The organism is Streptomyces sp. NPDC029296 (assembly GCF_055569255.1).
This window is the reverse complement of record NZ_JBVHXT010000030.1, coordinates 76,619-100,962: the sequence shown is the minus strand read 5'-3', so window position 1 is coordinate 100,962 and position 24,344 is coordinate 76,619. Positions and strand designations below refer to the sequence as shown.

Sequence of the window (24,344 nt, the reverse complement as noted above, 5' to 3'; positions counted from 1 at the left end):
CGGCCGGGCGGGGCGCCGCCGAACGGGCGTAATTCCCGGCCGCACCGGTGTGTCGCCGGGTCACAGGGCGTGCGCGGCCTCCAGCAGCGGTTCCAGGGAGGCGACGGTGACCTCGCTGCCCTCCCCGCGCAGCCGCCGCCGCCCGGCCGCGGTGGGCGCGTAGCCGATGAAGCGGACGCCGAGCTGCTGGGCGGCGGTGAGTTCGGCGACCGAGGAGCTGATCAGCACCCCGCTGCGGGCGGGCGTGGAGCGGGCGTCCAGGGCGCGCAGCAGGCAGTCGGGGTGCGGCGTCAGCAGGCCGAGGTCGTCGCGGCGGCCGTGGACGCCCGCCAGCGGCAGCCGGTGGGGCCGCAGGCAGTGGTGGACGGCCGCGGTCGACACGTCCGTCACCACGCTGACCCGGCGCCCGGAGCGGTACAGGGCGCGCACCAGCGACAGGGAGCGGTGCGTCAGGGGCGCGTCCGGGACGGCGGCCAGCTCCAGGTCGTCGAGGCGGGCCCGCAGCAGGGGCCCGAGCCGGTCGTGCGCGAAGGCCCGCAGCAGGTCCAGCGGATGGGTGAACGCCTCCCTTCCGGCGGCGCTCGCCACCGGCAGCGACCGGCCCGACAGCGCGTCGTGCGGATCGCGGTGGTCGGCCACCACCGCCAGCAGGTCGAGCACCGCCTCCCGCGCCGAGTGCGCCGTGAACAGCCGGGCGAGCGGCCCCTCGAAGCCGATCAGCACCGTCTCGGCGTCGTCGAGCAGGGCGGACAGCCGCCGCCGGGACGGCACGGGCGGCTCCGCCGCCGGGACCGGCGCCCACTCGGGGACCAGCTGCACGGTGTACGTCACCGCGAGCCCCGGCACCGGCCAGTCGGCCACCCCCGCGTTCACCGCCCGCTGGGCCGCGCCCGCCCGGCGCAGCGGATGCCGGCGGGTGAGGGGGGCCGCCGCGGCGCACAGGTGGCGCAGCAGCCGCCCGGGGACGCCGGTGGCCTCGGCGCGGACGAAGGCGACCGGGTCGGCCACCCGCCAGGACAGCATCACGGCGGCCTGGAACGCGCCCTTGCCGGAGCTGGGCAGGGACACGATCCGGCGCGTCTCGTGCGGGGTGAGGTCGACCGAGTAGTACGTCTCCGGGCGCGGCGGGCGCGTGCCGTAGGGCTGGATCGGGTCGAGCAGTCGCAGCGGGCCGTCGGGGCGGGTGTGCACGACGGCCGTGCGGCCCGGGGTGGGGACGCCCAGCTCGCGCAGGTCGGGCGTGATGAACGGGCCCTGGACCAGGTCGCGTTCGCCGGGGGCGGCGGCCTTCGGCCCGAGCAGGCAGTACCAGGCGGCCGGCGGGCTGTCCGGGGCGCTGTCGGCGAACAGGGGCCTGAAGCGCTGGGCGCGCTGGGCCGCGGAGCTGGCGGCGAACTCGTCGTACAGCGCGGGCGGCACGACGACCGTGACGTCCGCGGCCGTCTTGGGCGGGGCGGCGGACGGCCGTCCGAACGTCACCGTGAGCCGTGGCGGATCGGTCAGCCGGCCGAGCGCGTGGGGGAGTTCGCGCAGGGCGGCGGCGAGGACGGGCAGCAGGTAGGCACTGGGTCCGGTCCGCACCAGGTAGCCGTCCGGGCGGACGGTCACCTCGTACTGGCGGGGACTGACGAAGCCGCGCGCGAGGATCTCGTGCACCGCGGCCTCCAGGGCGACCCGGGCCTCCGGGCGCCCGGTCAGCTCGTCGGCCGCGAAATGGATCCCGGGGTGGTCCTCGGCCGCCTCGCCGGCCAGGACCGTGAGCGTACGGCGCAGCGTCTCCAGGTCGGCCCGGGCCGCCTCGGCGGCCGGGCCCGGGATCCCGCGCAGCGGCTCGCCCCGCCACAGCGCCAGTGCCTGCCGGGCCGCCTGCCGGCCGCCGTCCGGGTCCCCGGCGGCCCGGGCCCGTTCGGCCTCGGCGGCCAGCCGGCGGGCGCGGAGGACGTCGACGCCGTCGTCGGCGAAGCCGCCGCCGGGGCGCAGGGCGTGGCCGTCGGGGGTGGTGGACAGGCCCGGGCCGAGGAGCCGGCCGAGGCGGTCGAGACCGCGCCGCAGGAGCGGACGGCCGGACGCGGCGTCGTCCGCGAGCCCGGCGGCCAGTTCCTCCTCGGTGGCGGGCGCGCCCCCGCGCAGCGCCAGCATGCACAGCACGGCCCGGTCGTGGGGGTCCTCGATGTCGAGGGGGCGGCCGTCGCGGGTGACCCGGAGCGGGCCGAGGAGGGAGAAACGGAGCGGGCCGTGGCGTTCGGCCAGGCGCAGGAGCCGCTCGACGCCGTCGCGCCGGCCCTCCGGGGTGCCGGAGAGCAGACCGCCGGCGGCGGTGTCCAGTTCCGCCCGCAGCGCGTCCGAGCCGGAGTACAGGGAGCGCGCGATGTCGCCGAGTGCCCGCAGCGAGCGCTCGCGGTCCCCGGGGACCAGGGGTGCGGCGTCCAGACAGGTCAGGACCGGCCCGTCCGGGCCGAGGACGACGGCCCCGGCGTCCGGCACCCCGCGGGGCCCCTCCTGCGCGTGCAGGGCGAGGACCGCCTCGGTCAGCCTCGGCAGCAGGGCGACGACCTCGTCGGAGGGCAGCCCGTCCGGAGCGTCGTCCAGGCGCCGGCGCAGCGTGGGGCCTATGACGAACTCCCGTACCAGGTAGGGGATCCCGTCGGCGTGACCGTGGTCGAGGACGCGCGCGATCCCCGGGTGGACCGGTTCGCGCAGCCGTCCGCACAGGTCCGCGAACGCGGCGGGGGAGGGCCCCGGCGGATACCGGTGCAGCACGACCAGGGCGTTCCCCTCCCGTGTGTCCTCGGCCAGCCAGCCCGTGCCCCTGCCCGGCCCGACCAGCCGGTACCGCCCCGCGAACGGCCCCTCGGCACCGTCCGCCGTCAGCCGCCGCACGCTGTCCTCGCGCACCGTGGCGAACGGATCGTCCTCGACGGACGTCCCCGCGCCCCGCGCGGACGGCACCGACGCCCGGAACTCGCCCGGCGCCCGGCCCGCCCTGCGGTCGATCAGCCCGCCGATCCGGCCGAGGAGTTCGGTGGTGCGGTGGCGCTCGGTGCGGGGCAGGCCGAGCAGCAGCAGCTCGCGGACGCCGTCCCGGAACGCGTAGGCGCCGGGCGGGGCGCCGGGCACGGCGGCGAGCATGCCGCTGAGGACGACCTCGGCCAGGTGCCGCGGCCGCGGCTCCGGCTCGACCGCGGCCTGCACCAGGCGCATGACCGGCAGATCCGGTCGCCCCAGCGCGAGATGCCCGGCCAGCCGGACCGCCTCGGGCGAGGCGGTCGCCCGGAACCGCAGCACCAGTTCCTCGGCGGTGAGCCGCCCGACGTCGGTGCGGTCCTCGGCGTCGGCCGGCAGCGGACGGCCCAGCTCGGCGACCGCGGCGGGGAACTCGGCGCCGCCCGGCGTGGCCAGCAGCCCGGCCCAGTGCGCCAGCCACCGCGGTTCCGGCTCCAGCACGGGCAGCGGCACGGCCCCGGGTGCGCGGGCCCCCTCGTCCGGCCCGGGCCCGGAGCGGTGCTCGTACGGCGTGAACGTGAGCGCCGCCGAGGGCGCCGCGGGGTGCGGGGCCGACAGGGTGCCGGGGCCGGCGGGCAGGGCCGTGTCCCGCCACAGGTGCTCCGGCAGCGGCTGTACGACGGCCAGCGGCATCCGGCGCGCCCAGCGGTGCAGGGTGGCGTACCAGCGCTCCCCGGCGGGGCCCTGCCGCCACTGCGGGCCCATGCAGTCGCTGAGCAGCAGCGTGACGGTGCGGCCGTCGGCGGGGGCGGGCACGCCGGGGCCGCGCACCCGGCCGTCGGCGTCCGCGCGGTACAGGCCGATCGTGCGGAACGCGCCCGACTCGCCCAGCACCGTGTGCAGTTCACGCACCAGCGGGCGCCAGAGGGGCATGGTCGGCCCGGCGTCGTACACCAGGTTCAGCCGCAGCCAGCGCTCCCGGGCGGGCCGCAGCACCGGCAGCCACCACGCGGGGTCGGCGCCCAGCCGGGCGATGCGGTCGGCGGTGGCCCGCTCGTCCAGCTCCCGGCCCACGGGCGCGTCGGTCCGGCGGGCCAGCGGACGCAGCGCGCGGTGCAGGGCCAGCCGGTGGCGCAGCATCGGGGGCGCCGGGGCGAGGAGCGTGGCGTGCGGCCGGGCCGCCGGGGCGGGCCGCCGGGCGGGCAGGTGCAGGGGCACCCGGGCGGGCGGCGCGGGGGGCCGGACGGGTTCCGGCGGCGGCCCGGGCGGGGGCGCCGCCGGCCGGCGCGGGGGCGGCGGCTGCGCGGGCGGGGAGGGGGAAGGGGCCGGCGGGGTGCGCTCCCCGTCCTCCTGCCCGGCGGTGCCCGTCTCCTGCCCGGCGGTGCCGCCCGCCGGGCCCGTGTGCCGGGCCAGCCACAGCACCTCGGCCAGTTCCAGCGGGGTGGGGCGCACCCCGTGGGCCACCCGGGCCAGCACGTCGGCCAGGCGGACCACGGGGTCCGGGGCGCCGGCCGGCTCAGAAGACATCGGACTGCGCGCTCTGCCCCAGATACGGCATCAGCTGCTCGGCCAGCCGGTCCAGCGACTCGGCGTCCAGGTCGGCGGAGCGGGCCAGGTAGATCGCGTTCAGCAACTGGTCGGTGGCCAGCTCGCCGGCGCCCGAGCGGGCCAGGAAGCGGTCGATCAGGGTCCGCGCGTAGGCGTCGGGCTCGCCCAGGTGGGCGCGGACGATCCCGGCGAGGTGCCGGTCGTCCGGCTGCCTGAGGTGCAGCGTGACACAGCGGCGCAGGAAGGCGGGCGGGAACTCGCGCTCGCCGTTGCTGGTGAGGACGACGAACGGGAAGGCCCGGCAGCGCACCCGGCCGCGGACCACCGGGACCCGCTCCTCGGTGCCGTCGGCCAGCACCTCGGCGACACCGCCCGGGGTCAGCCGGGAGGCGCGCACCAGCTCGGGGATCTCGTACTGGCCCTCCTCCAACACGTTCAGCAGGTCGTTGGGCAGGTCGAGGTCGCTCTTGTCGATCTCGTCGATGAGCAGCGCGCGGGGCCGGGCGTACGGCAGCAGCGCGGTGCCCAGCGGGCCGAGCCGCAGGTGGTCCTCGATGCCCGACCCGTCGGCCGTGCCGTCCGTCCGGCCCTCCCCGGCCGCCTCCTGCCGGGCCGCGTAGAGCCGGGAGAGCGGGTCGTACTGGTAGAGGCCGTCGTGCAGGGCGCTGCGGCTGGTGATGTTCCAGCGCAGCACCGGGCCGAGCCGCAGCTCCCGGGCGACCGCGTACGCCAGCGAGGACTTGCCGGTGCCGGGCGGGCCGGTGACCAGCAGCGGGCGGCGCAGGTACAGGGCCGCGTTGACCAGCTCGACCGTCTCCTCGGTGGCCTGATAGGTCTCGGCGCGGTGGGCGCGGTCGGGGGAGACCGCGGCGGTGTCCGCGGCGGCGTCCGGGGACGGCAGCACCGGTCCGCCGTCGAAGGCCCGCCAGGGCGGCGGCGCGGGCAGCTCGGTGATGCCGTCGTGCGGCGCGTTCGTACCGGTGTAGACGGGCCACAGGGGCATGGGTCTTCTTCTCCGTGGGGGCTCGGGCGGTCAGGCGACGGGCGAGTGCAGGCTCGCGCCGGTCCCGGGGAAGCAGCGCGGGTCGTCCCAGAGCAGCTGGAGGTCTCTCGCCCAGTGCCGCTCGGGATCGTCGGCGGCCTCTGCGGTCATCCGCAACTCCATGACATGGCGCGGGAGTTCGCCGGGCGGGACGTCGGCGATGGAGGCGGTGAGCTGGTCCAGGAACGCGGTGCCGGGGCAGGACGCGTCCGGGCCCCCGCCACCGGGGCAGGACGCGGCCCGGCCCTCGCCGTCGGGAGGCTCCCGCCGTGCGGCCCCGGTGCGGGGCGCGTCCCCGTGCACCGCGCACGCGGTGCCGCCGCGGGGCCACAGCAGGACCGGCACGGGCACGGTGAGCCCGACCTCGAAGTGCGTCCGGGCCACCGTGGGCGGGGCGGCGAAGCCCGCCAGCCGGGCGTCGCCGTCCCACAGCCTCTTGCGCAGGCTCGGCGGGCGCTCCCGGGTGCCGCACTCCACGCGGTGCACCTCGGCCCCGCCCCCGGTGTCCAGCTTCTGCCACTTCTTGCGCAACTGGTGGCGCAGCCGTCCACTGTGGTGCCGGGCCCGGTCGGTCACCACCAGGGGGTAGGCGCAGCCCAGGGGTGTGCTGTCGTCCGCGCCGCACTCCCAGTGCGCCACCGCCTCGTTGAGCCACTCGCGCGGCAGCACGAACGTCACCAGCTCGTCGGCGTCCGGGGCGAGATGGGCGACGGCCTCGTCGATGCGGCTCTGGACGTAGGCCCGCACTCCGGTGCGGGGCAGCCGGCGGGCGCCCACCGGCCGGCGCCGGCCGTCGCGGTACGCGGACACCTCCACGGTCACCTGGTCGGGGCCGGCGCCGCTGTGGTCGATCTCCACGACCACCGGCGACCAGGCGGGCCCGGCCGGGGCGTCCGGCGCCACCGGCGGCGGTGACACCCGCTCGCCGTCCAGCAGTTCGCCGAGCCGGTCGGTGAACCGGCGCACCGCGTCCGTGTCCGGGACCTCCCAGCGCACGTAGTCCGCCGCCGCCCGCAGGGACGCGAAACCGCCCGGCGGCAGGGGCGGACCGAAGGGGCCCACCGCGTCCAGGTACAGCCGGTCGGGGTCGCACACCCCGCCGCCGGGACCGGCCGCGGCCCGGCGCAGCAGGTCGTACAGGCGCGGGCGGCCGTCGTCCCCGGCTCCCGGGCCGGGCACCAGCTCGCCCAGGTCGGGCCAGTACCGGGCCAGCACGTCCAGCGGCAGCATCCGGCCCTTGCGCACCTGTGGCGACGTGCCGAGGGCCGCGGTGATCATGCCGGCCACCCTGCCGTCCGGCAGCGTCGCCGCCGCCCCGCTGAACCCGTCCGCGATCGGCTGCCCGTGCCCGTGCCAGGCCACCAGCTCCAGCCACTCGCCCGCGATCAACTGCGGGGAGACGGCCCGGTATTCGGCGAGCGTGCCCTCGTCGTAGCCCTCGGGGAAGCCGTAGGCGACCAGTTTCGGGTACGGCTCGGCGCACGCGGCGTCAGGCGGGGCGAAACGGGCCGGGGCGAGCGGGATGTCGTGGTCCACCGCGAGTTCGAGCACGGCCACGTCACCGGGGTCGGTGACCCCGCCCGCCCAGCCGCCGTGGGCGACGACCGTCGCGGGCACCTCGCCCAGCTCCCTGGCGTGCGGGAAACCGACCGTCACCGGGGCCCGGTCGCCGGCCCGGACGACATGGGCGCAGGTGAGCACCCGGCGGCCGGTCACCAGGAAGCCGGCCCCCACCGCGTTGCCGCAGGCGATCCGGGCGTGCCAGGCGGCCCCGCCCATCACCGGGCCCCGGGCTCGGACCCCGACGCGCTCTGCCCCGGCACGGCGGGCGCCGGCGCGGCCCGTTCCGGGGACCAGCTGAGCTTCACCACCAGGTGGCCCTCCGCCGACCCCTTCGCGATGACCGCGCCGGCCTCGGCGGACAGCCGCACGCCGAACTCGATCTCCACCGCGTCGGGGCGCAGGCTGCCGTCCCGGAAGACCCGCAGCGCCGCTGCCGCCGCCGCCCGTACGCCGTCCAGGGCGCCCTCGAAGGTGCGCGCGGCCTGTGCCGGGCCGTCGCCGCGCGCGACGAGGCGGGCACCCGACCTGGCGTTCACGCCGTCCACCACGACGAGCGCGCCGTCCTCGGTTCTGAACTCGACCAGTCCGTCGTCCATGGCGCCGCCCGCTCCCCCTCGTGTCGTGCGTGATCCGTGCAGCAACCCCCATGGTACGGACGGTGCTTGACCCGTCACACCACCGAGCGGGCCCGGCGGGGCGGCGGGCGCCCTGGCGAGAACCCGCCAGGGCGCCTTTCCGTCAGCGGCGGCCGGCTCCCGCGCCCGGCCGCCCCCACCACACTCGTCCCAGCACACGACGGGCGCGACGCACACGAGATGAGGCGTGGATGAGCACACGACCAGTCAGACGCGGGACGGCGCTGCTGGCGGCGGCGCTGGTGGGCGCCCTGCTGCCGGCCGGCCCGGCGGTCGCCCGGGCGGCCCCCGCCGCCGCGCCCGCCCCGGGCTCCGCCGCCCCCGCGACCGTCACCCTGGTCACCGGCGACCGGGTGACCGTCACCGACCTCGGACACGGCAGGCAGACCGTCACCGTACGGCGGCCCCAGGGCGCCACCGGGGCCGTCCGCACCCAGAAGAGCGACGGGCACCTGAGAGTCGTACCGGACGAGGCGCTGCCGTATCTGCGGGCCGGCACCCTGGACCGGCGGCTGTTCGACGTCGGCGGGCTGATCCGGCAGGGGCTCACCGACGCCGAGGCGGACGCGCTGCCGCTGATCGTGACCTACGGCAAGGGCGTCCGGGCCGCCACCCCGGCCGGGACCAGGCGGACGCGGGCGCTGCCCAGCCTGCGCGGGGCCGCCGTGGCCGCCGACCGGAGCCGTGCCTTCTGGCGGTCGTTCACCCGGGGAGGCGGCCTCGGCAAGGTGTGGCTGGACGGACGGGTGACGGCCGACCTCGCCCACAGCAACGCCCAGATCGGCACGGCGGCGGCCTGGGAGACGGGGCTGACCGGCGAGGGCGTCACCGTCGCCGTCCTGGACACCGGCGCCGACCTCGGCCACCCCGACCTGGCCGGCCGGGTGGGCACCAGCCGCAGCTTCGTCGAGGGGGAGGAGGTCGCCGACCGCAACGGGCACGGCACCCACGTCGCCTCCACCGTCGGCGGCAGCGGCGCCGCCTCCGGCGGCACCGAGAAGGGGGTCGCGCCCGGCGCCACGCTCGCCGTCGGCAAGGTGCTCGGCGACCAGGGCTCGGGCAGCGAGTCCCAGATCATCGCCGGGATGGAGTGGGCCGCCCGGGACGTGCGGGCCCGGATCGTCTCCATGAGCCTCGGCTCCCCGGAACCGAGCGACGGCACCGACCCGATGGCCCAGGCGGTGAACACCCTCTCGAAGGAGACCGGGGCGCTGTTCGTGGTCGCCGCCGGCAACACCGGCGCGCCCTCCTCGATCGGCTCGCCCGGCGCCGCCGACGCCGCCCTGACCGTCGGCGCCGTCGACTCCGCCGACCAGCCGGCCTCCTTCACCTCCGCCGGACCCCGCTCCGGCGACAACGCCCTCAAGCCGGACCTGGCCGCGCCCGGCGTCGACATCCTCGCCGCCCGCTCCCGGCTCGCCCCCGGCACCGGCGACTACACCTCCATGAGCGGCACCTCCATGGCGACCCCGCAGATCGCGGGCGTGGCCGCGCTGCTCGCCCAGCGGCATCCCGACTGGAGCGGCGCCGAGCTGAAGGACGCGCTGCTGTCCACCTCCCGGCGGCTCGACACCTCCGCCTACGTCCTGGGCGCGGGCCGGGTGAGCGTCCCCGACGCGGTGCGCGCGGGCCTCACCGCCACCGGCAGCGCCGACCTCGGCTTCCACCGCTGGCCCCACGACACCGACCGGCCCGTCACCCGCACCCTCACCTACCGCAACACCTCCGGCACGGACCTCCCGCTGAAGCTGTCCGTCCAGGGCGCCCCGGACGGCGTCGCCACCCTCGCCCGGGACACCCTCACCGTGCCCGCGCACTCCACCGCCTCCACCACCCTCACCGGTAACGCCGCCAAGGCGCCCGCCGGCGAGACCAGCGGCCGGGTCGTGGCCTCGGCCGAGGACGGCACGCCCCTCGCGCACACCGTGTTCGGGCTGGTCAAGGAGGAGGAGCGGTACACGCTCACCGTCCATGTGAAGGACCGCGACGGCGCCCCCGTGCCCGCCGACCTCACCGTGCAGCGGCTCGCGGAGGGCGAGGACGCCCGGCCCGCGCACGTCGACGGGTCCGGCACCCTGGAGCTGCGCTTGGAGCCGGGCACCTACTCCCTCGCCACCTTCCTCGACGTGCGCGGCGCCCACGGCGCCGACTCGCTCGGCCTCGGCTTCCTCACGGCCCCCGAGATCCTCCTCGACCACGACCAGGACGTCACCCTCGACGGCCGGACGCTGCGCGAGGTGAGGGCCGCCGTCGACCGGCGCACCGAGACCCGCCAGCTGCTGATGGAGTACGACCGCCGGGCCGGCGGCGCCGACCTGTTCGGCGCGGTCCAGGTCCCCCTCGCCTACGACAGCGTCTTCGCCGCGCCCACCCGGAAGGTCACCCGGGGCACCTTCGAGTACCGCACCGTGTGGCGGCTGGCCAAGCCCCGGCTTCAGGTGAAGGGCGTCGGCGAGGCGACCGTCCAGCCGGGCGGCACCCTCGTCGAGGGCCGCACCCGGCTGCCGCTGGCCGACGTCGGCGACGGCCCCCCGACCGGGGTGTCCGGCAAGGCGGTCCTCGCCCGCCTCGCCCCCGGCGCCGACCCGGCCGCGCTCGCCCGGGCCGCCCAGGACGCGGGCGCCCGGGCCCTGTTCGTCACGGACGACACGCCCGGCCGGCTGATGGCCTGGTGGGGCACGGACGACAACGCCGACCGGCCGCTGACGATCGCCACCGTGAACCGCGCCGACGCCGCCCGGCTGCGCGCGGCGGGCCGGGTCGACATGACCGGCACGGCCGACTCGCCGTACGTCTACGACCTGTCCGAGGGCCACCCGGGCGCGATCCCCGACCGGGACCTCACCTACGCGCCCGGCAAGCGCCGGCTGGCCGCGGTACAGGCCAGGTTCCACTCGCCCGAGGCGACCTCCGGCGGCGAGTTCCGCTACTCCCTCACCGGCACCTTCCCCCTCGGCATCGGCTTCCAGGAGCGCGTCTTTCTGCCCGCCGAGCGCACCGACTACGTCTCCACCGGCCCCGGCCAGCTGTGGCACGAGTCCGTCACCGTCCGCGACGGCGCCCTGGAGGAACGCGGCGGGCTGGCCCGGTACGCCGGCGGCACCCGGCCGGAGCTGGACTGGTTCCGCCCGGTGTGGCACCCGTGGCTGGGCACCGGGCTCGGCTGGGGACAGCAACGCGCCGGTGACCGGCTCCGGTTCAACACCCCCGGCTGGGGCGACTCCGGGCCCGACCACACCGGCTTCGGCGACGTGTGGAGCGAGGACGGCGGGCTGAGCCAGACCACCTCCGTCCACCTGGACGGCACCCTCGTGGACGAGAACACCGGCTCCACCGCCTACGTCTTCGGCGCGCCCGCCGACGAGCACACCTACAAGGTCGTCACCGACACCGCCCTGGACGCCGCCCGGTGGCGGCCCGCCACCCGCGGCCACGCCGAGTGGACCGTCCGGTCGGCGGCCGGACCGGAGGACAGCTGGACGTATCTGCCGATGATCAACGTCGCCTTCGACCTCGACACCGACCTGGCCGGCCGGGTGCCCGCGGGCCGGCGCGTGCCGGTCGGGATCGCCGCCGGGTACGTGGCGGGCGCGACCGGCACCGGGACCCTCGGCGGCGGCCGGCTGGAGGTGTCGTACGACGACGGCACCACCTGGCGGACGGTCCCGCTGACCGCCGGCCGGGGCGCCTCCTGGCGCGGGACGCTCACCGTGCCGCGCGGCACCGCCCACCTCTCCCTGCGTGCCTTCGTCCGCGACGACCGGGGCGGCTCGGTCACCCAGGAGATCATCCGGGCGGCGGCCGTCGGGTAGCCCGGGGACGGGGGTGGTCCGCGGGCTCCACGATGCCCCGGACCACCCCCAGCTCCACCAGGTCCTGCGGCCGGATGCGCAACTGGCCGGCGGTCGCCTCCGCCTCCCCCGGCGGACGCTTGAGGATGGCCGCCGCGAGTTCGGGGGCGATCACCGAGAAGTAACTGTCCGGGGTGGCCCACGTGTTGCCCGGCGCGGCCAGCGCGAGGGCCCCGCCGGAGCCGCCCTCGCCGATCACCAGGGTGGTCAGGGGCACCCGCGCGGCGGCCACCGCGCCGAACACCTCGGCGATCGCGGCCCCCGCCCCCTGCCGCTCCGCGTCCGCGTCGTTGGCGGCGCCCGGGGTGTCCACCAGCGTCAGCACCGGGATGCCGAGCCGGTCCGCGAGCCGGATCAGCCGGGCGGCGGTGCGGTACCCGGCGGGCCGGGTCGCCGTCCCGGTCTGCGCCGCGAACGCCACGCTCCGGCCGTCCCGTTCGCCGAACCCGCACAGGATCCCGCCGGGATCCGTGCCACCGCACCGGTCGCCGCCGATCAGCACCCGGCGCTCGAAGCAGTCGTCCAGATAGGCGTGCGCCCGGGGCCGCCCGGGGTCCCGGGCGCGGACGACGGCCTCCCAGCCGGTGGCGGGCAGCCCGGCCCCGCCCAGGGCCCGCGGCACGGGAGCCCCGGCGGCCGGGGCCGTCAGCAGCCGCAGCCAGGTGCCGAGCACCTCCCGCAGCCGGTCCGGCGCCACCACCGCGTCCGCCGCGCCCGCCGCCACCTGCGCCTCGGCCGTGTACGCGGCCGGGTCGGCGTCCGGCGGGCGGACCCGGGAGCCGGCGAAGCCGACCTGGGCGCCGGGCAGGGCCAGCACCACGTCCGCGCCCGCGCCGAGCGTGGCCCAGCCGCCGCCGGTCGTCGGGTCCCCGAGGACCGCGATCTGCGCCAGCCCCGCCTGCCGGGTGAGCGCGGACTCGCGGGCCACCCGCTGGAGCTGGGTGAGCGCGAGCATGCCCTCCTGCATCCGGCTGCCGCCCGTCGCGATCAGCACCACCACCGGCAGCAGGTGCGCCCGGGCATGGCGGTACGCCGCCACCAGCCGGTCCCCGGTGCGTTCGCCCAGCGAGCCGCCCAGGAAGCCGAACTCGAAGGCGATCAGCACGGCCTCGGTGCCCGCGACGCGCGCGGTGCCGCAGACGACCGACTCCGCCTCGCCGGTGCGCTCGGCGGCGCGGGCGCGCGAGGCGTCGTAGCCCTGCCAGCCCAGCGGGCCGTCCGGCGCCGGACGGCCGGCGGGCGCGGGGAGTTCACGGAAGCCTTCCGGGTCCGCCAGCAGCGCGAGGACCTCCCGCGCCGAGCGCCGGTCAGGCATCGGCCAGGGCCCTCTTCATGATCTTCCCCATGTCGTTGCGGGGCAGCGCGTCCCGGTAGCGGACGACCCGGGGGCGCTTGTGCGGGGCCAGCCGCCGGGCCACGTGGTCCGCCAGTTCCTCCGCGCCGGGCGGGGAGGCCGGGTCCGCCGGGACGATCCAGGCCACGATCCGCTCGCCCAGGTCGGCGTCCGGCTCCCCGGTCACCGCCGCCTCCCGCACCCCCGGGTGCTCCAGCAGCGCGTTCTCGATCTCCCCGGCCCCGATCTTGTAACCGCCGCTCTTGATCAGGTCGGTGGCCTTGCGCCCGACGATGCGGACATAGCCGTCGGGCTCCCGTACGGCCATGTCCCCGGTGCGGAAGAAGCCGTCGGCGGTGAAGGCGGCGGCGGTGGCGTCGGGCCGGTTCAGGTACTCGGTGAACAGGTTCGGACCGCGCACCTGGATCTCGCCGACGCTCTCCCCGTCCCAGGCGGTGATCTCCGTGCCGTCCTCCTCCACCAGCCGCAGGTCCACCCCCGGCAACGGCACCCCGACCGTGCCGGCCCGGGCCTCGCCGTCGGCCCGCACACTGGTGTTCATCAGCGTCTCGGTCATGCCGTACCGCTCGACGACCCGCCGCCCGGTGGCCGCCGCGATCCGCTCGTGGTCGTGGACCGGCAGCGCGGCCGAGCCCGAGACCAGCAGCCGGGCCCGGGCCAGCGCCCCGGCCAGCTCCGCGTCGCCGGGCAGCGCCTCGGCGATGCGGTGGTACATCGTCGGTACCCCGAACAGCATGGTCGCGCCGTCGTTCAGCTCGCGGGCCACGCCCTCGGGGGAGAACCGGCCCAGGTGCCGCACGCTCCCGCCGCGCCGCAGCGGGCCGAGGACGCCCAGCACCAGCCCGTGCACATGGAACAGCGGCAGTCCGTGCACCAGCACGTCGTCCCCGGTCCACCCCCAGGCGTCGGCGAGCGCGTCCAGAGTGGTCGAGACGGCCCGGCGGGGCAGGACCGCGCCCTTGGGCGGGCCGGTGGTGCCAGAGGTGTACACGATCAGCGCCGGGTCGCCGTCCGCCGCCCGCTCCTCGGGGAGGGAACCGGTGGCGGAGGCGTCCACGTCGATCCGGGGCAGGGCGGCTGCCACGGGCGGCAGTTCGGCACCGGGGGCGGCGAGGACCAGGGACGGCGCGCTGTCGGCGAGGATGTGGGCGAGTTCCGTCTCGCCCGACTTCGGGTTGAGCGGCACCGCGGCCACCCCGGCGAGCAGCGCGCCGGTCACCGCGACGGCGGTCTCCAGCTCGGGCGTGGCCCACACCGCGACCCGGCCCGCCCCCTCGATCCGGGCGGCGAGGGCACCCGCGGCGCCCGCGAGGGAGCCGTACGTCAGGGTCCGGGGCCCGAACCGCAGGGCGGCCCGTTCCCGGACTCCGTCCGGGGGGACCCCCGTCCCGCTGCGCTCGCCGGGACCGTCCGCCAGGGCGGGGAAGAGAGAGGACACGCGGCGCACTCCTTACTGTCGACGCTGCCGACTGCCGGGGACGACAGCACCCTTCCTACACCAGCGGGACGGTGTGCGGCGGGCCTTGTTAGCCTCGCCACCGCACCCCTCATCGATCCCGCGTACGACAGGGAGTCAACCGTGCCCCGCATCGCCCTCGCCACCTACGACCCCGCCCCCGGACGCAGCGAGGACACCGACCTGCCGGTGCTGGTGCGGGCGCTCGGGGAAGCGGGCGCCGACGCGGAGGCCCGGCACTGGGACGACCCGGCGGCCGACTGGGCCGGCTACGACCTCGTGGTGATCCGCTCGACCTGGGACTACAGCTGGCGGGCCGCCGAGTTCGCCGCCTGGGTGGAGCGCACCGCGTCGCTGACCCGGCTGGCCAACCCGGCCCCCGTCGTGCGCTGGAACACCGACAAGCGCTACCTCGGGGAGCTGGCGGCGGCCGGGGTGCCCACGGTCCCCACCCGCTACATAGCGCCCGGCGAGCCGGCCGGCCTGCCCGCCGGCCACGAGTTCGTCGTCAAGCCGACCTCGGGCGCGGGCGCCCGGTTCGCCGCCCGCTACACCCCCGCCGAACACGGCACCGCGCTGCGGCAGCTCGCCCGGATGCACGCCGAGGACCTCACCGCGATGGTGCAGCCGTACATGCCGGGCATCGACGTGCGCGGGGAACGGGCCCTGCAGTTCTTCGGCGGACGGCTGCTGCACGCCAGCCGCAAGGCCGCCGTGCTGACCCCCGGCACCCCCTACGACGCCGACAAGGTCGCCCACCCCGGCCTGGAGCGCTGGCGGCCCACCGAGGCCGAACTCGCCGTCGCCGAACGCGCGCTGGCCGCCGTGCCCGGCGCGTCGGGGCTGCTGTACGCGCGCGTGGACCTGGTCGACGGCGACGACGGCGAACCCCGCCTGATGGAACTGGAACTGGTCGAACCGAACCTGTTCCTGGGTCTGCACCCCGAGTCGCTGCCGCGGGTGACGGAGGCGATCCTCGCGGCCGCCGGGGACGCCTGAGCCCCGTCCGGCCGGTGGACGGTTCGCCGACGCCACTGGACGGCGGAGGGTCCCGTGACGCAGGCTGACCCCGTCAAGATCACTACACGATGGGGGAGTTGACGTGTCCAAGGTATGGCTGGTGACCGGGGCGAGCAGCGGATTCGGCCGGTCGGTCACCGAGGCCGCCGTCGCCGCCGGGGACCTGGTGGTCGGCGCGGCCCGCCGCCCGGAGGCGCTGGAAGACCTGGTGGCCGCCCACCCGGGCAAGGTGGAGGCGCTGCGCCTCGACGTGACGGACGGCGCCGCGATCGAGGCGGCCGTGGCGGACGTCGTGGCCCGGCACGGCCGGATCGACGTGCTGGTCAACAACGCGGGCCGCACGCACGTCGGCGCGGTCGAGGAGACCACGGACCAGGAGCTGCGGGAGCTGTTCGAGCTGCACGTGTTCGGCCCGACGGCCCTGGTGCGGGCGGTGCTGCCGCACATGCGCGAGCGGCGCACGGGTGCGATCGTGCAGATGAGCAGCATGGGCGGGCAGATGTCCTTCGCGGGCTTCGGCGCCTACAGCGGCACCAAGTTCGCCCTGGAGGGCATCTCCGAGGCGCTCGCCGACGAGGTGGCGGAGTTCGGCATCAAGGTGCTGATCGTGGAGCCGGGCGCGTTCCGGACCTCCCTGTTCGGCGCCGGGCGAGCCGGGGCCAGCCCCGACAGCGGGGTGTACGCCAAGGTGAGCGAGACCCGCGGGTTCATCTCCGGCGGCGACGGCACGCAGCCGGGCGACCCGGCCAAGGCGGCGGCCGTCATCCTGGCCGCGCTGGAGGCCGAGCGCACCCCGCTGCGCCTGCCGCTGGGCGACGACGGGGTGAGCGCGGTCCTGGGCCACCTCGACCAGGTCCGCGCGGAGGTCACCGAGTGGGAGAAGCAGACCCGGGCGACCGGCTTCGACGCCTAGGAAGTCCGCGCCCCGCCGCGCGCCGCACGGCGGGGCGACGGCCCCCGCCTCCATCCGCACGACACCGACCGCCCGCCTGCGGGGCCTTGCGGGCTGGGATGGCGCGGGGCGTCCACCGGAGCGGTTCCACGGGGCGAGCGTTGGGGTGGCGCGGGCTGTCCGCCGATGCCGCCCCCGGCGCGGGCGCTCAGGCGGCGGCGGCCGTCCGCCTGAGCGGTCCTGCGGGGTGGGGGGATGGCGCGGGCCATCCGCCGCAGTGGCCTCGCGGGGTGGGTGCCGGGGCGACGGCGGCTGTCCGCCTGCGGGGCCTCGCGGGGCGAGCGTCGGGATGGCGTGGGCCGTCCGCCGATGCCCCCCGGCGCGGGCGCTCAGGTGACGGGCGCCGTCCGCTGGAGCAGTCCCCAGGTGAACTCGGCGACCAGCTCGTGCCGTACGCCCTCCCGGTCCGGGGCGGTCAGGGCCAGCCCCGACCGGGTGGGGGCCGAACCCTGGAGCGGCCGGGCGGGGGCGAAGGCGCGGGCGGCCTCGTCCACCGTGCACGACCAGGGCGTCAGGTCCTCCAGGGTGGCCAGGCGCGGGCCCGGCGCGTCCGGCGCCCGCACCAGCCACTCGTGCCAGACCCCGCCCTCCGGCCCGAGCAGCACCTCGAACCGCAGGTCGGGCCAGAGCGGCAGGGCCCACCGCCGGGCCTCGCAGTCCAGGTCGCCGACCCGGCGCGGCGCCACGGACTCCGGGGCGCCGAGGACCGCCCGGTACCGGGCGGCGGCGCCCCGGCCGCGCGGCGAACGGGCCATCGCCTGCCACCGCTTGTTGGCCTCCCGCATGTCCGCCGCCGACGCGCCGAGCCGGCGCCGCGCCTCGTCGACGAGGTCCGGGTTGTGGTCGGCCATGCGACGCAGCAGCACCAGCTGGAAGTCGGGTCCCATGAGGTCCATGGTGCACGGCTCGTGCCCGCCCATTGCCCGCGCAACCTTCCCTGACTAGCCTGTGTTCGTCATGCCGATCGCCTGTTGATATCTCGAACATCTCGACGCGGATATCGCCGACGGGCGCCTAACACCCAAGGGAGGGGGCCGGACGTGGGACGCCTCGTGCCTGCCGTGACCCGGGCTCTCGACATTCTTGAGCTGTTCCTCGACGGGGACGGGACGCTCTCCGCCCCCGACATCGTGCGCAGGCTCCAGCTGCCGCGCACCACCGTGCACGAACTGGTCACCACGCTCGCCGCCCGGTCGTACATCGTCCAGGTGCCCGGTCAGCCCGGACGGTACCGGCTCGGCGTACGCCCGTACCAGCTCGGCAGCCGCTACGCCGAGCAGCTCGACCTCGCCGCCGAGGGCCAGCAGGTGGCCCGCTCGGTCGCCGAGACCTGCGACGAGACGGTGCACGTGGCGATCCTGGAGGGCACCGACGTCATCTACATCGCCAAGGTCGACTCCACCCACGCCGTCCGCATGGTCTCCGCCGCCGGCCGCCGGCTGCCCGCCCACTGCACCTCGGTCGGCAAGATGCTGCTGGCCTCGCTGCCCGGACCGGAGCTGGCCGCGCGGATTCCCGACGACGCCGAGCTGGCCGGGATGACCCCGAACAGCATCACCGACCCGGCCGTGCTGCGCGAGGCCCTGACGGAGATCCGGCAGCGCGGGATCGCGGTGGAGAGCCGCGAGTCCAACCCCGACGTCTCCTGCGTCGCCGCGCCGGTCCGCGACCGCACCGGGCAAGTCGTCGCCGCGTTGTCCATTTCCGTCCCTATGATTCGCTGGAGCGACGAGCGCCGGGCCGAGCTGGAGCAGCTGGCCGCCAAGGGCGCGGCGGAACTGTCGGAGCGGCTGGGACACAGGAGCGCGGCATGACGGCGTACGAGGTGGCGGTGGCGGCGGAGGCGACGCTCGGGGAGGGCCCGACCTGGGACCCGGTGACCGGCCGCCTCCTCTGGCTGGACATCCTGGGCATGCGGCTGCACACCTACGACCCGGTGACCGGGCGTCGTACGGTCCGCACGACGCCCCAGCACGTCGGCGCCGCCAAGCCCCGCGCGGGCGGCGGCCTGGTGCTGAACCTGCGCGACGGCGTCGGGCTGCTGGACCCCGACGACACGTTCCGCTGGCTGCGCCACGAGCCGGTCCCGGGCCGCCGCGGGAACGACGCGGCCGTGGCCCCGGACGGCTCCCTGTGGGCGGGCACGATGCGCTACGACGAGGCGGCCGGCGGCGGCACGCTGTCCCGGCTGACCGGGGACGGCACCACGCGCACGGTGCTGGACGATGTCACGGTCAGCAACGGCACGGGGTGGAGCCCCGACGGCCGCCTCATGTACTACGTCGACACCCCCACGCGTCGCGTGGACGTCTTCGACCACGACGCCGACGGCGTCCGCAACCGCCGCCCGCTGGCCGAGATCGAGGAGGGCGCGGGCTACCCGGACGGCCTCACGGTCGACGCCGACGGCTGCGTGTGGGTGGCGCTGTGGGACGGCGGCGCGGTCCGCCGCTACACGCCCGACGGCACCCTGGACCGCGTCATCGACCTGCCCACCCCCCGGACGACGGCCTGCGCGTTCGGCGGCCCCGCCCTGACCGACCTCTACATCACCACGGCCCGCACGGGCCTCGATTCCCCCCACCCGCTCTCGGGCTCCCTCCTGGTCGTCCCGGACGCGGGCAAGGGGCTGCCGCAGCCGGCGTTCGAGGGCTGAGCGCCCCAGGGGGCGCGCGGACGAGGCGCGGCCGGGGCGGTGCGCGGCCGGGGCGGTGCGCGGCCGGGGCGGTGCGCGGCCGGGGAACGGCCGGCATCCCGCGCCGTCACACCCGGGTCTCCACCCGCGCCCCCGCCATCCGGGCCCGCACCGCCTCGATGTCGGCGGACCTCCGCAGCGCGCGCGAGACGGCCCCGATCTCCCGCAGCAGATCCGTCGCGTCGGCGCCGTCACCCGGTCCGGGCCGCGCGGGCGCCCCCGTCTCGACGGCGTCCAGCACGCACACCGCCGCGGCCAGCGCCCGGGCCCACTCGGGCGGATGGCCGAGCCCGAGCGCCGCGTCGTAGGCGCGCCCGCCCAGCCCGGTGTCGATGCGCCGCGCCAGCGGCAGCAGAACGTCCCGGATGAACGTCTCGCGCCGGGTGAGCCGCAGTTCGGGCGTGGCGCGCAGCACGAACGGCAGCCCCGCCCCGCTCACCGAGCGCAACAGCCGGTACAGCGGCCGTAGTTCACTGTGCGCGAGCCGGACCCGCCACCGGTCGCGCAGATACTGGCCGGCGTGCGGCAGGACGAACCCGGCGGCGACGAGGATCGCGGCGACGGCGGCGAAGGCCGGCGCCAGGTCGGTGCTCAGCCAGTCCGCGTCCCGCCCGGTCCAGCGCGTGCCGACGGCGGTCAGCTTGGCCACGCTGTACACCAGGTCCAGCGCGTACCCCGCGCCCAGCAGCCTGAGCCCCCGCCGCAGCCAGGCGTCCAGGCCGGCCACGCGCACCCAGGCCCGGATCAGCCGGGAGCTGACCAGGCAGGCCACGGCGTGCGCGACCAGGTAGAGCAGGATGCCCTCGCGGATGAACGGCGTGGTGGCGTAGTAGGTATCCAGGTCCCGCAGCCGCTCCGCGGGGGCGTCGGCGAGCGGGAACAGCACCCACAGGGCGGCGATCACGCCCGAGTACACCGAGAGCACCCAGCGCCGCGCCCGGCGGCTGCCGGCCGAGCGGCCCGGGGGGCCGTTGCGCCAGGTGATGAGCAGCAGCAGGCCGTTCGCGCACAGCGCGGTGATCAGCGAGTAGCACCAGGGCGCCGAGATGTTGGGCACCCCGGCCAGCCGGTTGACCAGGGCGACGGTGGACGGGGCGCTGAAGACGAACACCGCGCAGGCGAGCAGCAGCAGCGTGCCGACCGCGCGCAGCAGCGGGTCCCGCCACAGCCGGATGATGGTCGGCAGCTTGATCGCCAGGGCGGTGACCAGCACGGCCGCGGGGATCCAGAAGGCGACGGAGACGTCGCAGAGGAAGCCCGGCGGTGTCACCGCGCGGCTCCCCCCTCCCCGGCGGGCCGGTCGGCCGCCGGCGCGGCGCGCCCCCCGGGGCCGCGCGCCCGTTCGCGCCCGCGGTAGCCGAGGGAGCGCTGGACGGGGTCCGGCGGGGCGGGCCGGGCCCCGGACAGCTGGTCGCGGAACAGGGTGGCCAGACGGTGCCCGAAGTCGTCCGCCTCGGCCTCGTCGGTCTCCCGGGAGCCGTTGCGGGCGGCCACCGTGAGGGCCGCCTCCCGCCAGCCGGGCGCGTCGGCGAGGGCCCGGGCCGCGGCGGCACCGGCCAGGTGGTGGTGCCGGTGGCCGGCGTGCAGGTGCCACAGTTCGTGCCCCAGGATGACCAGTTGCTGCATGTCCTGCGCCCGCTCCTCCACGATGACGAGGTCGAAGTCGGCGAACTCGACCCACAGCCCGGTCACTTCGATCTCGTCCGGGAACCGTTCGAACCGCAGCTCCACCGGCCGTCCGGCGCGCAGCGCGCTCATCTCCTCGCACAGCGCGCGGCACAACTGCCGTACGCCGACCGGTGGTTCGGTCCGGGCACGGACGGCGGCGGCGAGGTCGGCGGCCAGCGTGCGCATGGCCGGGCCGGAGCGGGGGCGGCGCAGCCGTGAGGCGAGCCCGGCGAGCCGCCGACGCGTGTCCGCGATGCCCATCCGGTCCCCCCTCCGTGCCGTGTTCCGCCCAGTCGTGGCTGGTCCGAGGGTACGCGCACGCATGTGCCCGCGTCATGCGTTCCCCCGGCCGTCGTTCAACACGAAACGACCTATGAGGTTTGTCCAACCCATTGACGCACGCGCGCGGGGAATCTACGGTCCCGTTCGAAGTTACGGGCAGCATTCGACATATCGAACGTAGGGGCAAGGTATGGGACAACCTGGCCTGAACCGCAGGCACTTCCTCGGGGCCGCGGGCGGGTTGGTGACGGCCGCGAGCCTCGGTTTCGCGGCCCTCGGCAGCGGGGCCGACGCACTGGCCACCGACGCCCGCGCCCGGGTGCGCTACTGGAACCTCTTCCAGGGGGGTGACGGTGCCAACCAGGTCGCCATGGTCGACGCGTTCCGCAGGACGCACCCCGGCACCGCGGTGAAGGACTCCACCCTCACCTGGGGCGGCCCCTACTACACCAAGCTCGCCATGGCCGCCGCCGGCAACCGCGCCCCCGACCTCGCGGTCATGCACCAGGGCCGCATCCCCGGCTTCGCCCCCGGACGGCTGCTGGACCCCTGGGACACCGGTCTGCTGGCCAGGTACGGAGTGCGCGAGGCCGACTTCAACCCGGTGCTGTGGAAGCGCGGCATCGTCGACGGCAAGCTCTACGCCCTGCCCCTGGACATCCACGTCCAGCTCTGCTTCTACCGCAAGGACGTGTGCCGCGAGGCCGGACTGCTCGACTCCGCCGGCCGGCTGCCCGCCGCCACCTCCACCGACGACTGGTTCGCCCTCCTCAAGGAGGCCAGGAAGCGGCTGCGGAAGGGGCAGCAGACCCTCGGCCTGCACGCCAACGACCAGAACTTCTGCTGGTGGTTCTTCGTCGCCTTCTACCAGCAGCTCGGCGGCACCTACTTCGACGCCGCCCAGACGGACCTGACCTTCGACACCGACAAGGCCACCCGGGTCCTGGAGTTCTTCCGCAAGCACGTCACCGACGGCTACGTCACCCCGGGCGAGACCGACGCCGAGGCGTTCCTCGCCGGCTCCCCCTTCACCTGGGAGGGCAACTGGTCGGTGCCCTACTTCAACGACGAGAAGGTCGACTACGGCGCCCAGCCGCTCCCCCCGGTCTTCGGCACCCCGGCCACCCACGCCGAGTCCCACTCCTTCGTCCTGCCCCACCAGGCCGGCCGCGGCGGCGCCGCCGACGAGGGCGCGTACCGGCTCGCCGCCTACATGGTCACCCACGCCACCACCTGGGCCCGGGGCGGTCACATCCCCGCCTACCTGCCCACCTTCGAGGACCCGGGCTACCGCGGGCTGACCCCGCAGAACGAGTACTCCCGGCCCGCCATGGACCACCAGGCCAACGAGCCGCACATCTGGTTCGCGGGCTCCACCGGCATCCTCGCCCAGCGCCTCGGCCCGGTCATCGCCTCCTCCAACCTCGGCTCCACCGCCCCCGGCGAGGCGGCCCGCCGCATGAAGTCGCTGCTGGAGCGGCTGCTCGCGGCGAAGAACCCGATGACCGGGCGCACCGCCGCCCAGGAGCTGAAGGGAGCCGCCGCATGAGCAGTACGACGCTGACCACGGCCGGCCGCACGGTGCGCCCCCGCGCCGTCGCCGGCACCGGCTCCGCCCGGCTGCGCTGGTCCCGCCGCCTCCAGCACGGCGGCTGGTTCGTCGCCCCGTTCCTGGTCCTCTACGGCCTGTTCGTCATCCTGCCCGTCGTCCGCGGCCTGTACCTCAGCTTCACGGACGCCAACATCTCCGGCGACCACACCGGCTTCGTGGGCCTCGCCAACTACCGCGAGGCACTGCGGGACCCGCTCGTGTGGGACTCCCTGTGGCACAGCACGCAGTTCACGCTGTACGTCGTCCCGCTGATCGTCCTCGTGGCCCTGCTGATGGCCCTGATCGCCCACCACACCGTGCACTTCAAGTGGCTGTGGCGGCTGTGCTTCTTCGCGCCCTTCCTGCTGCCCTCGGCCGTCGTGGGCAACCTGTGGTGGTGGCTGTTCCAGCCCACCAACGGCATGGTCAACCACGTCCTCGGCCTGGACACGCCCTGGCTCACCCAGAAGTCCACGGCCATGCTCGCCGTCGTAGTCGCCACCCTGTGGTGGACGGTCGGCTTCTCCTTCCTCCTCTACCTGGCCGCCCTGCAGAACATCCCGCAGCACCTGTACGAGGCCGCCGAACTGGACGGGGCGAACGCCCTCCAGCGGATGCTGTACATCACCGTGCCCAACCTGCGCTCCATCACCGGCCTGGTCGTCGCCCTCCAGGTCCTCGCCTCCCTCCAGGTCTTCGACCAGGCCGTGGTCATGTACCAGTTCGGCCCCGGACCGGAGGAATCGACCCGCACCTTCGTCCAGTACACCCTCGAACAGGGCTTCACCACCTACCGCGTGGGCTACGCCTCCGCGATCTCCTTCGTCCTGTTCGTCATCATCGCGGCCGTGGCGCTCGCCCGGATGTGGCTGCTGAAGAGCCGCGAGGAGGCCACCCGATGACCACCCGCTCCGCCCGCCGCTGGCCCCCCGCCCAGATCGCGCTGACGGCCGTCGCCGCCACCCTCTCCCTGATCTGGCTCGCCCCCCTGGCCTGGGCCCTGTCCACGTCCCTGAAGTCCCCGACGGAATCGGTCACCTCGCCGCACTGGATACCCGACCACGTCACCCTGGACTCCTGGAGGAAGGTCCTGCGGGCGGGCGACATCCCCAACTGGTTCGTGAACTCCGTCGTCGTCTCCGTGTGCGTCACGGTGATCGTGCTGCTGGTCGCCTCCCTCGCCGGATACGGCTTCGCCCGCACCGAGTTCCGCGGCAAGGGCGCCCTCATGGGCCTGACCATGGCCGGCCTGATGTTCTCCCCGGCGATCCTCGGCGTCCCGCTGTTCACCACGGTCCAGTCGCTCGGCATGGTCGACACCTACTGGGGCATGATCCTGCCCCAGTGCGCCCCGGCCGCCATGGTCTACATCCTCTACAAGTTCTTCCAGGGGCTGCCCAGGGAGCTGGAGGAGGCCGCGTTCATCGACGGCGCCGGCCGCTGGCGGATCTTCTTCACCATCGTGCTGCCCCTGTCCAAGCCCTCGCTGTCCGCGGTCGGGATCTTCACCTTCATCGCGTCCTGGAACAACTTCCTGTGGCCGTACATGGTGACCAACAACCCCGACCTGATGACCATGCCCAACGGCATCGCCACCGTGCAGAACGCCTTCGGCATCGTCTGGCCCCAGCTGATGGCCGGCGGCCTGGTCGCCGGGCTGCCGCTGATCATCGTCTTCGTCTTCTTCCAGAGCCAGATCGTGCGGGGCGTGGCCCACACCGGCCTGGCCGGCCAGTGACACGAG

The 24,344-nt window shown here is 76.1% G+C and carries 17 protein-coding genes; 8 read left to right on the top strand and 9 right to left on the bottom strand.

Going from position 1 to position 24,344, the window contains the following annotated elements; genetic code table 11:
- Nucleotides 1-60: 60 nt before the first annotated feature.
- Genes ACZ4W9_RS25485 through ACZ4W9_RS25470 form a run of 4 tightly spaced genes read right to left on the bottom strand, consistent with a single transcriptional unit; the run spans nucleotide 61 to nucleotide 7,692 of the window.
- Nucleotides 61-4,470 (bottom strand): SAV_2336 N-terminal domain-related protein, encoded by a 4,410-nt coding sequence (locus tag ACZ4W9_RS25485; protein ID WP_467939624.1) that lies wholly within the window; start codon nucleotides 4,468-4,470, stop codon nucleotides 61-63.
- Entirely contained in the window at nucleotides 4,460-5,494 is a 1,035-nt protein-coding gene (locus ACZ4W9_RS25480) for an AAA family ATPase (RefSeq protein ID WP_467939622.1), read from the bottom strand. The genes ACZ4W9_RS25485 and ACZ4W9_RS25480 overlap by 11 nt, the downstream gene beginning before the upstream one ends.
- A gap of 30 nt (nucleotides 5,495-5,524) precedes the next feature.
- A complete protein-coding gene (locus ACZ4W9_RS25475; protein ID WP_467939620.1) occupies nucleotides 5,525-7,312 on the bottom strand; it encodes a VMAP-C domain-containing protein in 1,788 nt (595 codons plus the stop codon).
- Nucleotides 7,312-7,692: a CU044_2847 family protein gene (locus ACZ4W9_RS25470; RefSeq protein ID WP_467939618.1), complete on the bottom strand. Its 381-nt coding sequence runs from the start codon at nucleotides 7,690-7,692 to the stop codon at nucleotides 7,312-7,314. Before ACZ4W9_RS25470 ends, ACZ4W9_RS25475 begins: the two co-directional genes overlap by 1 nt.
- Before the next feature lie 230 nt (nucleotides 7,693-7,922).
- On the opposite strand from ACZ4W9_RS25470, the gene ACZ4W9_RS25465 reads away from it, so the two are divergent.
- On the top strand, nucleotides 7,923-11,543 hold the full coding sequence (locus tag ACZ4W9_RS25465; RefSeq protein WP_467939616.1) for a S8 family serine peptidase: 3,621 nt from the start codon (nucleotides 7,923-7,925) through the stop codon (nucleotides 11,541-11,543).
- Here ACZ4W9_RS25465 and ACZ4W9_RS25460 read toward each other — a convergent pair.
- Together ACZ4W9_RS25460 and ACZ4W9_RS25455 are read right to left on the bottom strand one after the other, a co-directional pair.
- The gene (locus tag ACZ4W9_RS25460; RefSeq protein WP_467939614.1) at nucleotides 11,518-12,897 is read right to left on the bottom strand and encodes a carboxyl transferase domain-containing protein; all 1,380 of its coding nucleotides are present in this window, start codon (nucleotides 12,895-12,897) and stop codon (nucleotides 11,518-11,520) included. The genes ACZ4W9_RS25465 and ACZ4W9_RS25460 overlap by 26 nt on opposite strands.
- Nucleotides 12,890-14,374, bottom strand: a complete 1,485-nt coding sequence (locus ACZ4W9_RS25455; protein ID WP_467939612.1) for an acyl-CoA synthetase — start codon at nucleotides 14,372-14,374, stop codon at nucleotides 12,890-12,892. Before ACZ4W9_RS25455 ends, ACZ4W9_RS25460 begins: the two co-directional genes overlap by 8 nt.
- 141 nt (nucleotides 14,375-14,515) lie before the next feature.
- Here ACZ4W9_RS25455 and ACZ4W9_RS25450 point away from each other — a divergent pair, with 141 nt between their 5' ends.
- Nucleotides 14,516-15,391, top strand: coding sequence for an ATP-grasp domain-containing protein (locus ACZ4W9_RS25450; protein ID WP_467939610.1), 876 nt, complete (start codon nucleotides 14,516-14,518; stop codon nucleotides 15,389-15,391).
- A gap of 103 nt (nucleotides 15,392-15,494) precedes the next feature.
- Nucleotides 15,495-16,325, top strand: coding sequence for an oxidoreductase (locus ACZ4W9_RS25445; protein WP_467939608.1), 831 nt, complete (start codon nucleotides 15,495-15,497; stop codon nucleotides 16,323-16,325).
- Nucleotides 16,326-16,693: 368 nt separating this feature from the next.
- Here the strand turns inward: ACZ4W9_RS25445 and ACZ4W9_RS25440 are convergent, their stop codons facing one another.
- Entirely contained in the window at nucleotides 16,694-17,251 is a 558-nt protein-coding gene (locus ACZ4W9_RS25440) for a hypothetical protein (protein WP_467939606.1), read from the bottom strand.
- A 153-nt stretch (nucleotides 17,252-17,404) separates the two neighbouring features.
- Between ACZ4W9_RS25440 and ACZ4W9_RS25435 the strand changes: the two genes are divergently transcribed.
- Together ACZ4W9_RS25435 and ACZ4W9_RS25430 are read left to right on the top strand one after the other, a co-directional pair.
- Nucleotides 17,405-18,178 carry an IclR family transcriptional regulator gene (locus tag ACZ4W9_RS25435; RefSeq protein ID WP_467939604.1) on the top strand — a complete coding sequence of 258 codons (774 nt, stop codon included), beginning with the start codon at nucleotides 17,405-17,407 and terminating at the stop codon, nucleotides 18,176-18,178.
- Nucleotides 18,175-19,020 (top strand): SMP-30/gluconolactonase/LRE family protein, encoded by an 846-nt coding sequence (locus ACZ4W9_RS25430; RefSeq protein ID WP_467939602.1) that lies wholly within the window; start codon nucleotides 18,175-18,177, stop codon nucleotides 19,018-19,020. Before ACZ4W9_RS25435 ends, ACZ4W9_RS25430 begins: the two co-directional genes overlap by 4 nt.
- Nucleotides 19,021-19,126: 106 nt before the next feature.
- On the opposite strand, the gene ACZ4W9_RS25425 is transcribed toward ACZ4W9_RS25430, so the two are convergent.
- Both ACZ4W9_RS25425 and ACZ4W9_RS25420 read right to left on the bottom strand, forming a co-directional pair.
- Complete coding sequence (locus ACZ4W9_RS25425) at nucleotides 19,127-20,329, bottom strand: MAB_1171c family putative transporter (RefSeq protein WP_467939600.1); 1,203 nt, start codon at nucleotides 20,327-20,329, stop codon at nucleotides 19,127-19,129.
- Nucleotides 20,326-20,988, bottom strand: coding sequence for a toxin-antitoxin system, toxin component family protein (locus ACZ4W9_RS25420; RefSeq protein ID WP_467939598.1), 663 nt, complete (start codon nucleotides 20,986-20,988; stop codon nucleotides 20,326-20,328). Before ACZ4W9_RS25420 ends, ACZ4W9_RS25425 begins: the two co-directional genes overlap by 4 nt.
- Before the next feature lie 211 nt (nucleotides 20,989-21,199).
- On the opposite strand from ACZ4W9_RS25420, the gene ACZ4W9_RS25415 reads away from it, so the two are divergent.
- From ACZ4W9_RS25415 to ACZ4W9_RS25405, 3 genes are read left to right on the top strand one after another with little or no spacing between them, the layout of a single operon-like run.
- Nucleotides 21,200-22,558, top strand: coding sequence for an extracellular solute-binding protein (locus ACZ4W9_RS25415; protein ID WP_467939596.1), 1,359 nt, complete (start codon nucleotides 21,200-21,202; stop codon nucleotides 22,556-22,558).
- Nucleotides 22,555-23,502: a carbohydrate ABC transporter permease gene (locus ACZ4W9_RS25410; protein WP_467939594.1), complete on the top strand. Its 948-nt coding sequence runs from the start codon at nucleotides 22,555-22,557 to the stop codon at nucleotides 23,500-23,502. The genes ACZ4W9_RS25415 and ACZ4W9_RS25410 overlap by 4 nt, the downstream gene beginning before the upstream one ends.
- A complete protein-coding gene (locus ACZ4W9_RS25405; protein ID WP_467939592.1) occupies nucleotides 23,499-24,338 on the top strand; it encodes a carbohydrate ABC transporter permease in 840 nt (279 codons plus the stop codon). The genes ACZ4W9_RS25410 and ACZ4W9_RS25405 overlap by 4 nt, the downstream gene beginning before the upstream one ends.
- The last annotated feature ends 6 nt before the right edge of the window (nucleotides 24,339-24,344 follow it).

What these genes read in the sequence shown, in the direction of transcription:
- ACZ4W9_RS25485 (WP_467939624.1), bottom strand. Translation starts at nt 4,470, where the DNA reads ATGTCTTCTGAGCCGGCCGGCGCCCCGGACCCCGTGGTCCGCCTGGCC.
- ACZ4W9_RS25480 (WP_467939622.1), bottom strand. Translation starts at nt 5,494, where the DNA reads ATGCCCCTGTGGCCCGTCTACACCGGTACGAACGCGCCGCACGACGGC.
- ACZ4W9_RS25475 (WP_467939620.1), bottom strand. Translation starts at nt 7,312, where the DNA reads ATGGGCGGGGCCGCCTGGCACGCCCGGATCGCCTGCGGCAACGCGGTG.
- ACZ4W9_RS25470 (WP_467939618.1), bottom strand. Translation starts at nt 7,692, where the DNA reads ATGGACGACGGACTGGTCGAGTTCAGAACCGAGGACGGCGCGCTCGTC.
- ACZ4W9_RS25465 (WP_467939616.1), top strand. Translation starts at nt 7,923, where the DNA reads ATGAGCACACGACCAGTCAGACGCGGGACGGCGCTGCTGGCGGCGGCG.
- ACZ4W9_RS25460 (WP_467939614.1), bottom strand. Translation starts at nt 12,897, where the DNA reads ATGCCTGACCGGCGCTCGGCGCGGGAGGTCCTCGCGCTGCTGGCGGAC.
- ACZ4W9_RS25440 (WP_467939606.1), bottom strand. Translation starts at nt 17,251, where the DNA reads ATGGGACCCGACTTCCAGCTGGTGCTGCTGCGTCGCATGGCCGACCAC.
- ACZ4W9_RS25430 (WP_467939602.1), top strand. Translation starts at nt 18,175, where the DNA reads ATGACGGCGTACGAGGTGGCGGTGGCGGCGGAGGCGACGCTCGGGGAG.
- ACZ4W9_RS25420 (WP_467939598.1), bottom strand. Translation starts at nt 20,988, where the DNA reads ATGGGCATCGCGGACACGCGTCGGCGGCTCGCCGGGCTCGCCTCACGG.
- ACZ4W9_RS25415 (WP_467939596.1), top strand. Translation starts at nt 21,200, where the DNA reads ATGGGACAACCTGGCCTGAACCGCAGGCACTTCCTCGGGGCCGCGGGC.
- ACZ4W9_RS25410 (WP_467939594.1), top strand. Translation starts at nt 22,555, where the DNA reads ATGAGCAGTACGACGCTGACCACGGCCGGCCGCACGGTGCGCCCCCGC.
- ACZ4W9_RS25405 (WP_467939592.1), top strand. Translation starts at nt 23,499, where the DNA reads ATGACCACCCGCTCCGCCCGCCGCTGGCCCCCCGCCCAGATCGCGCTG.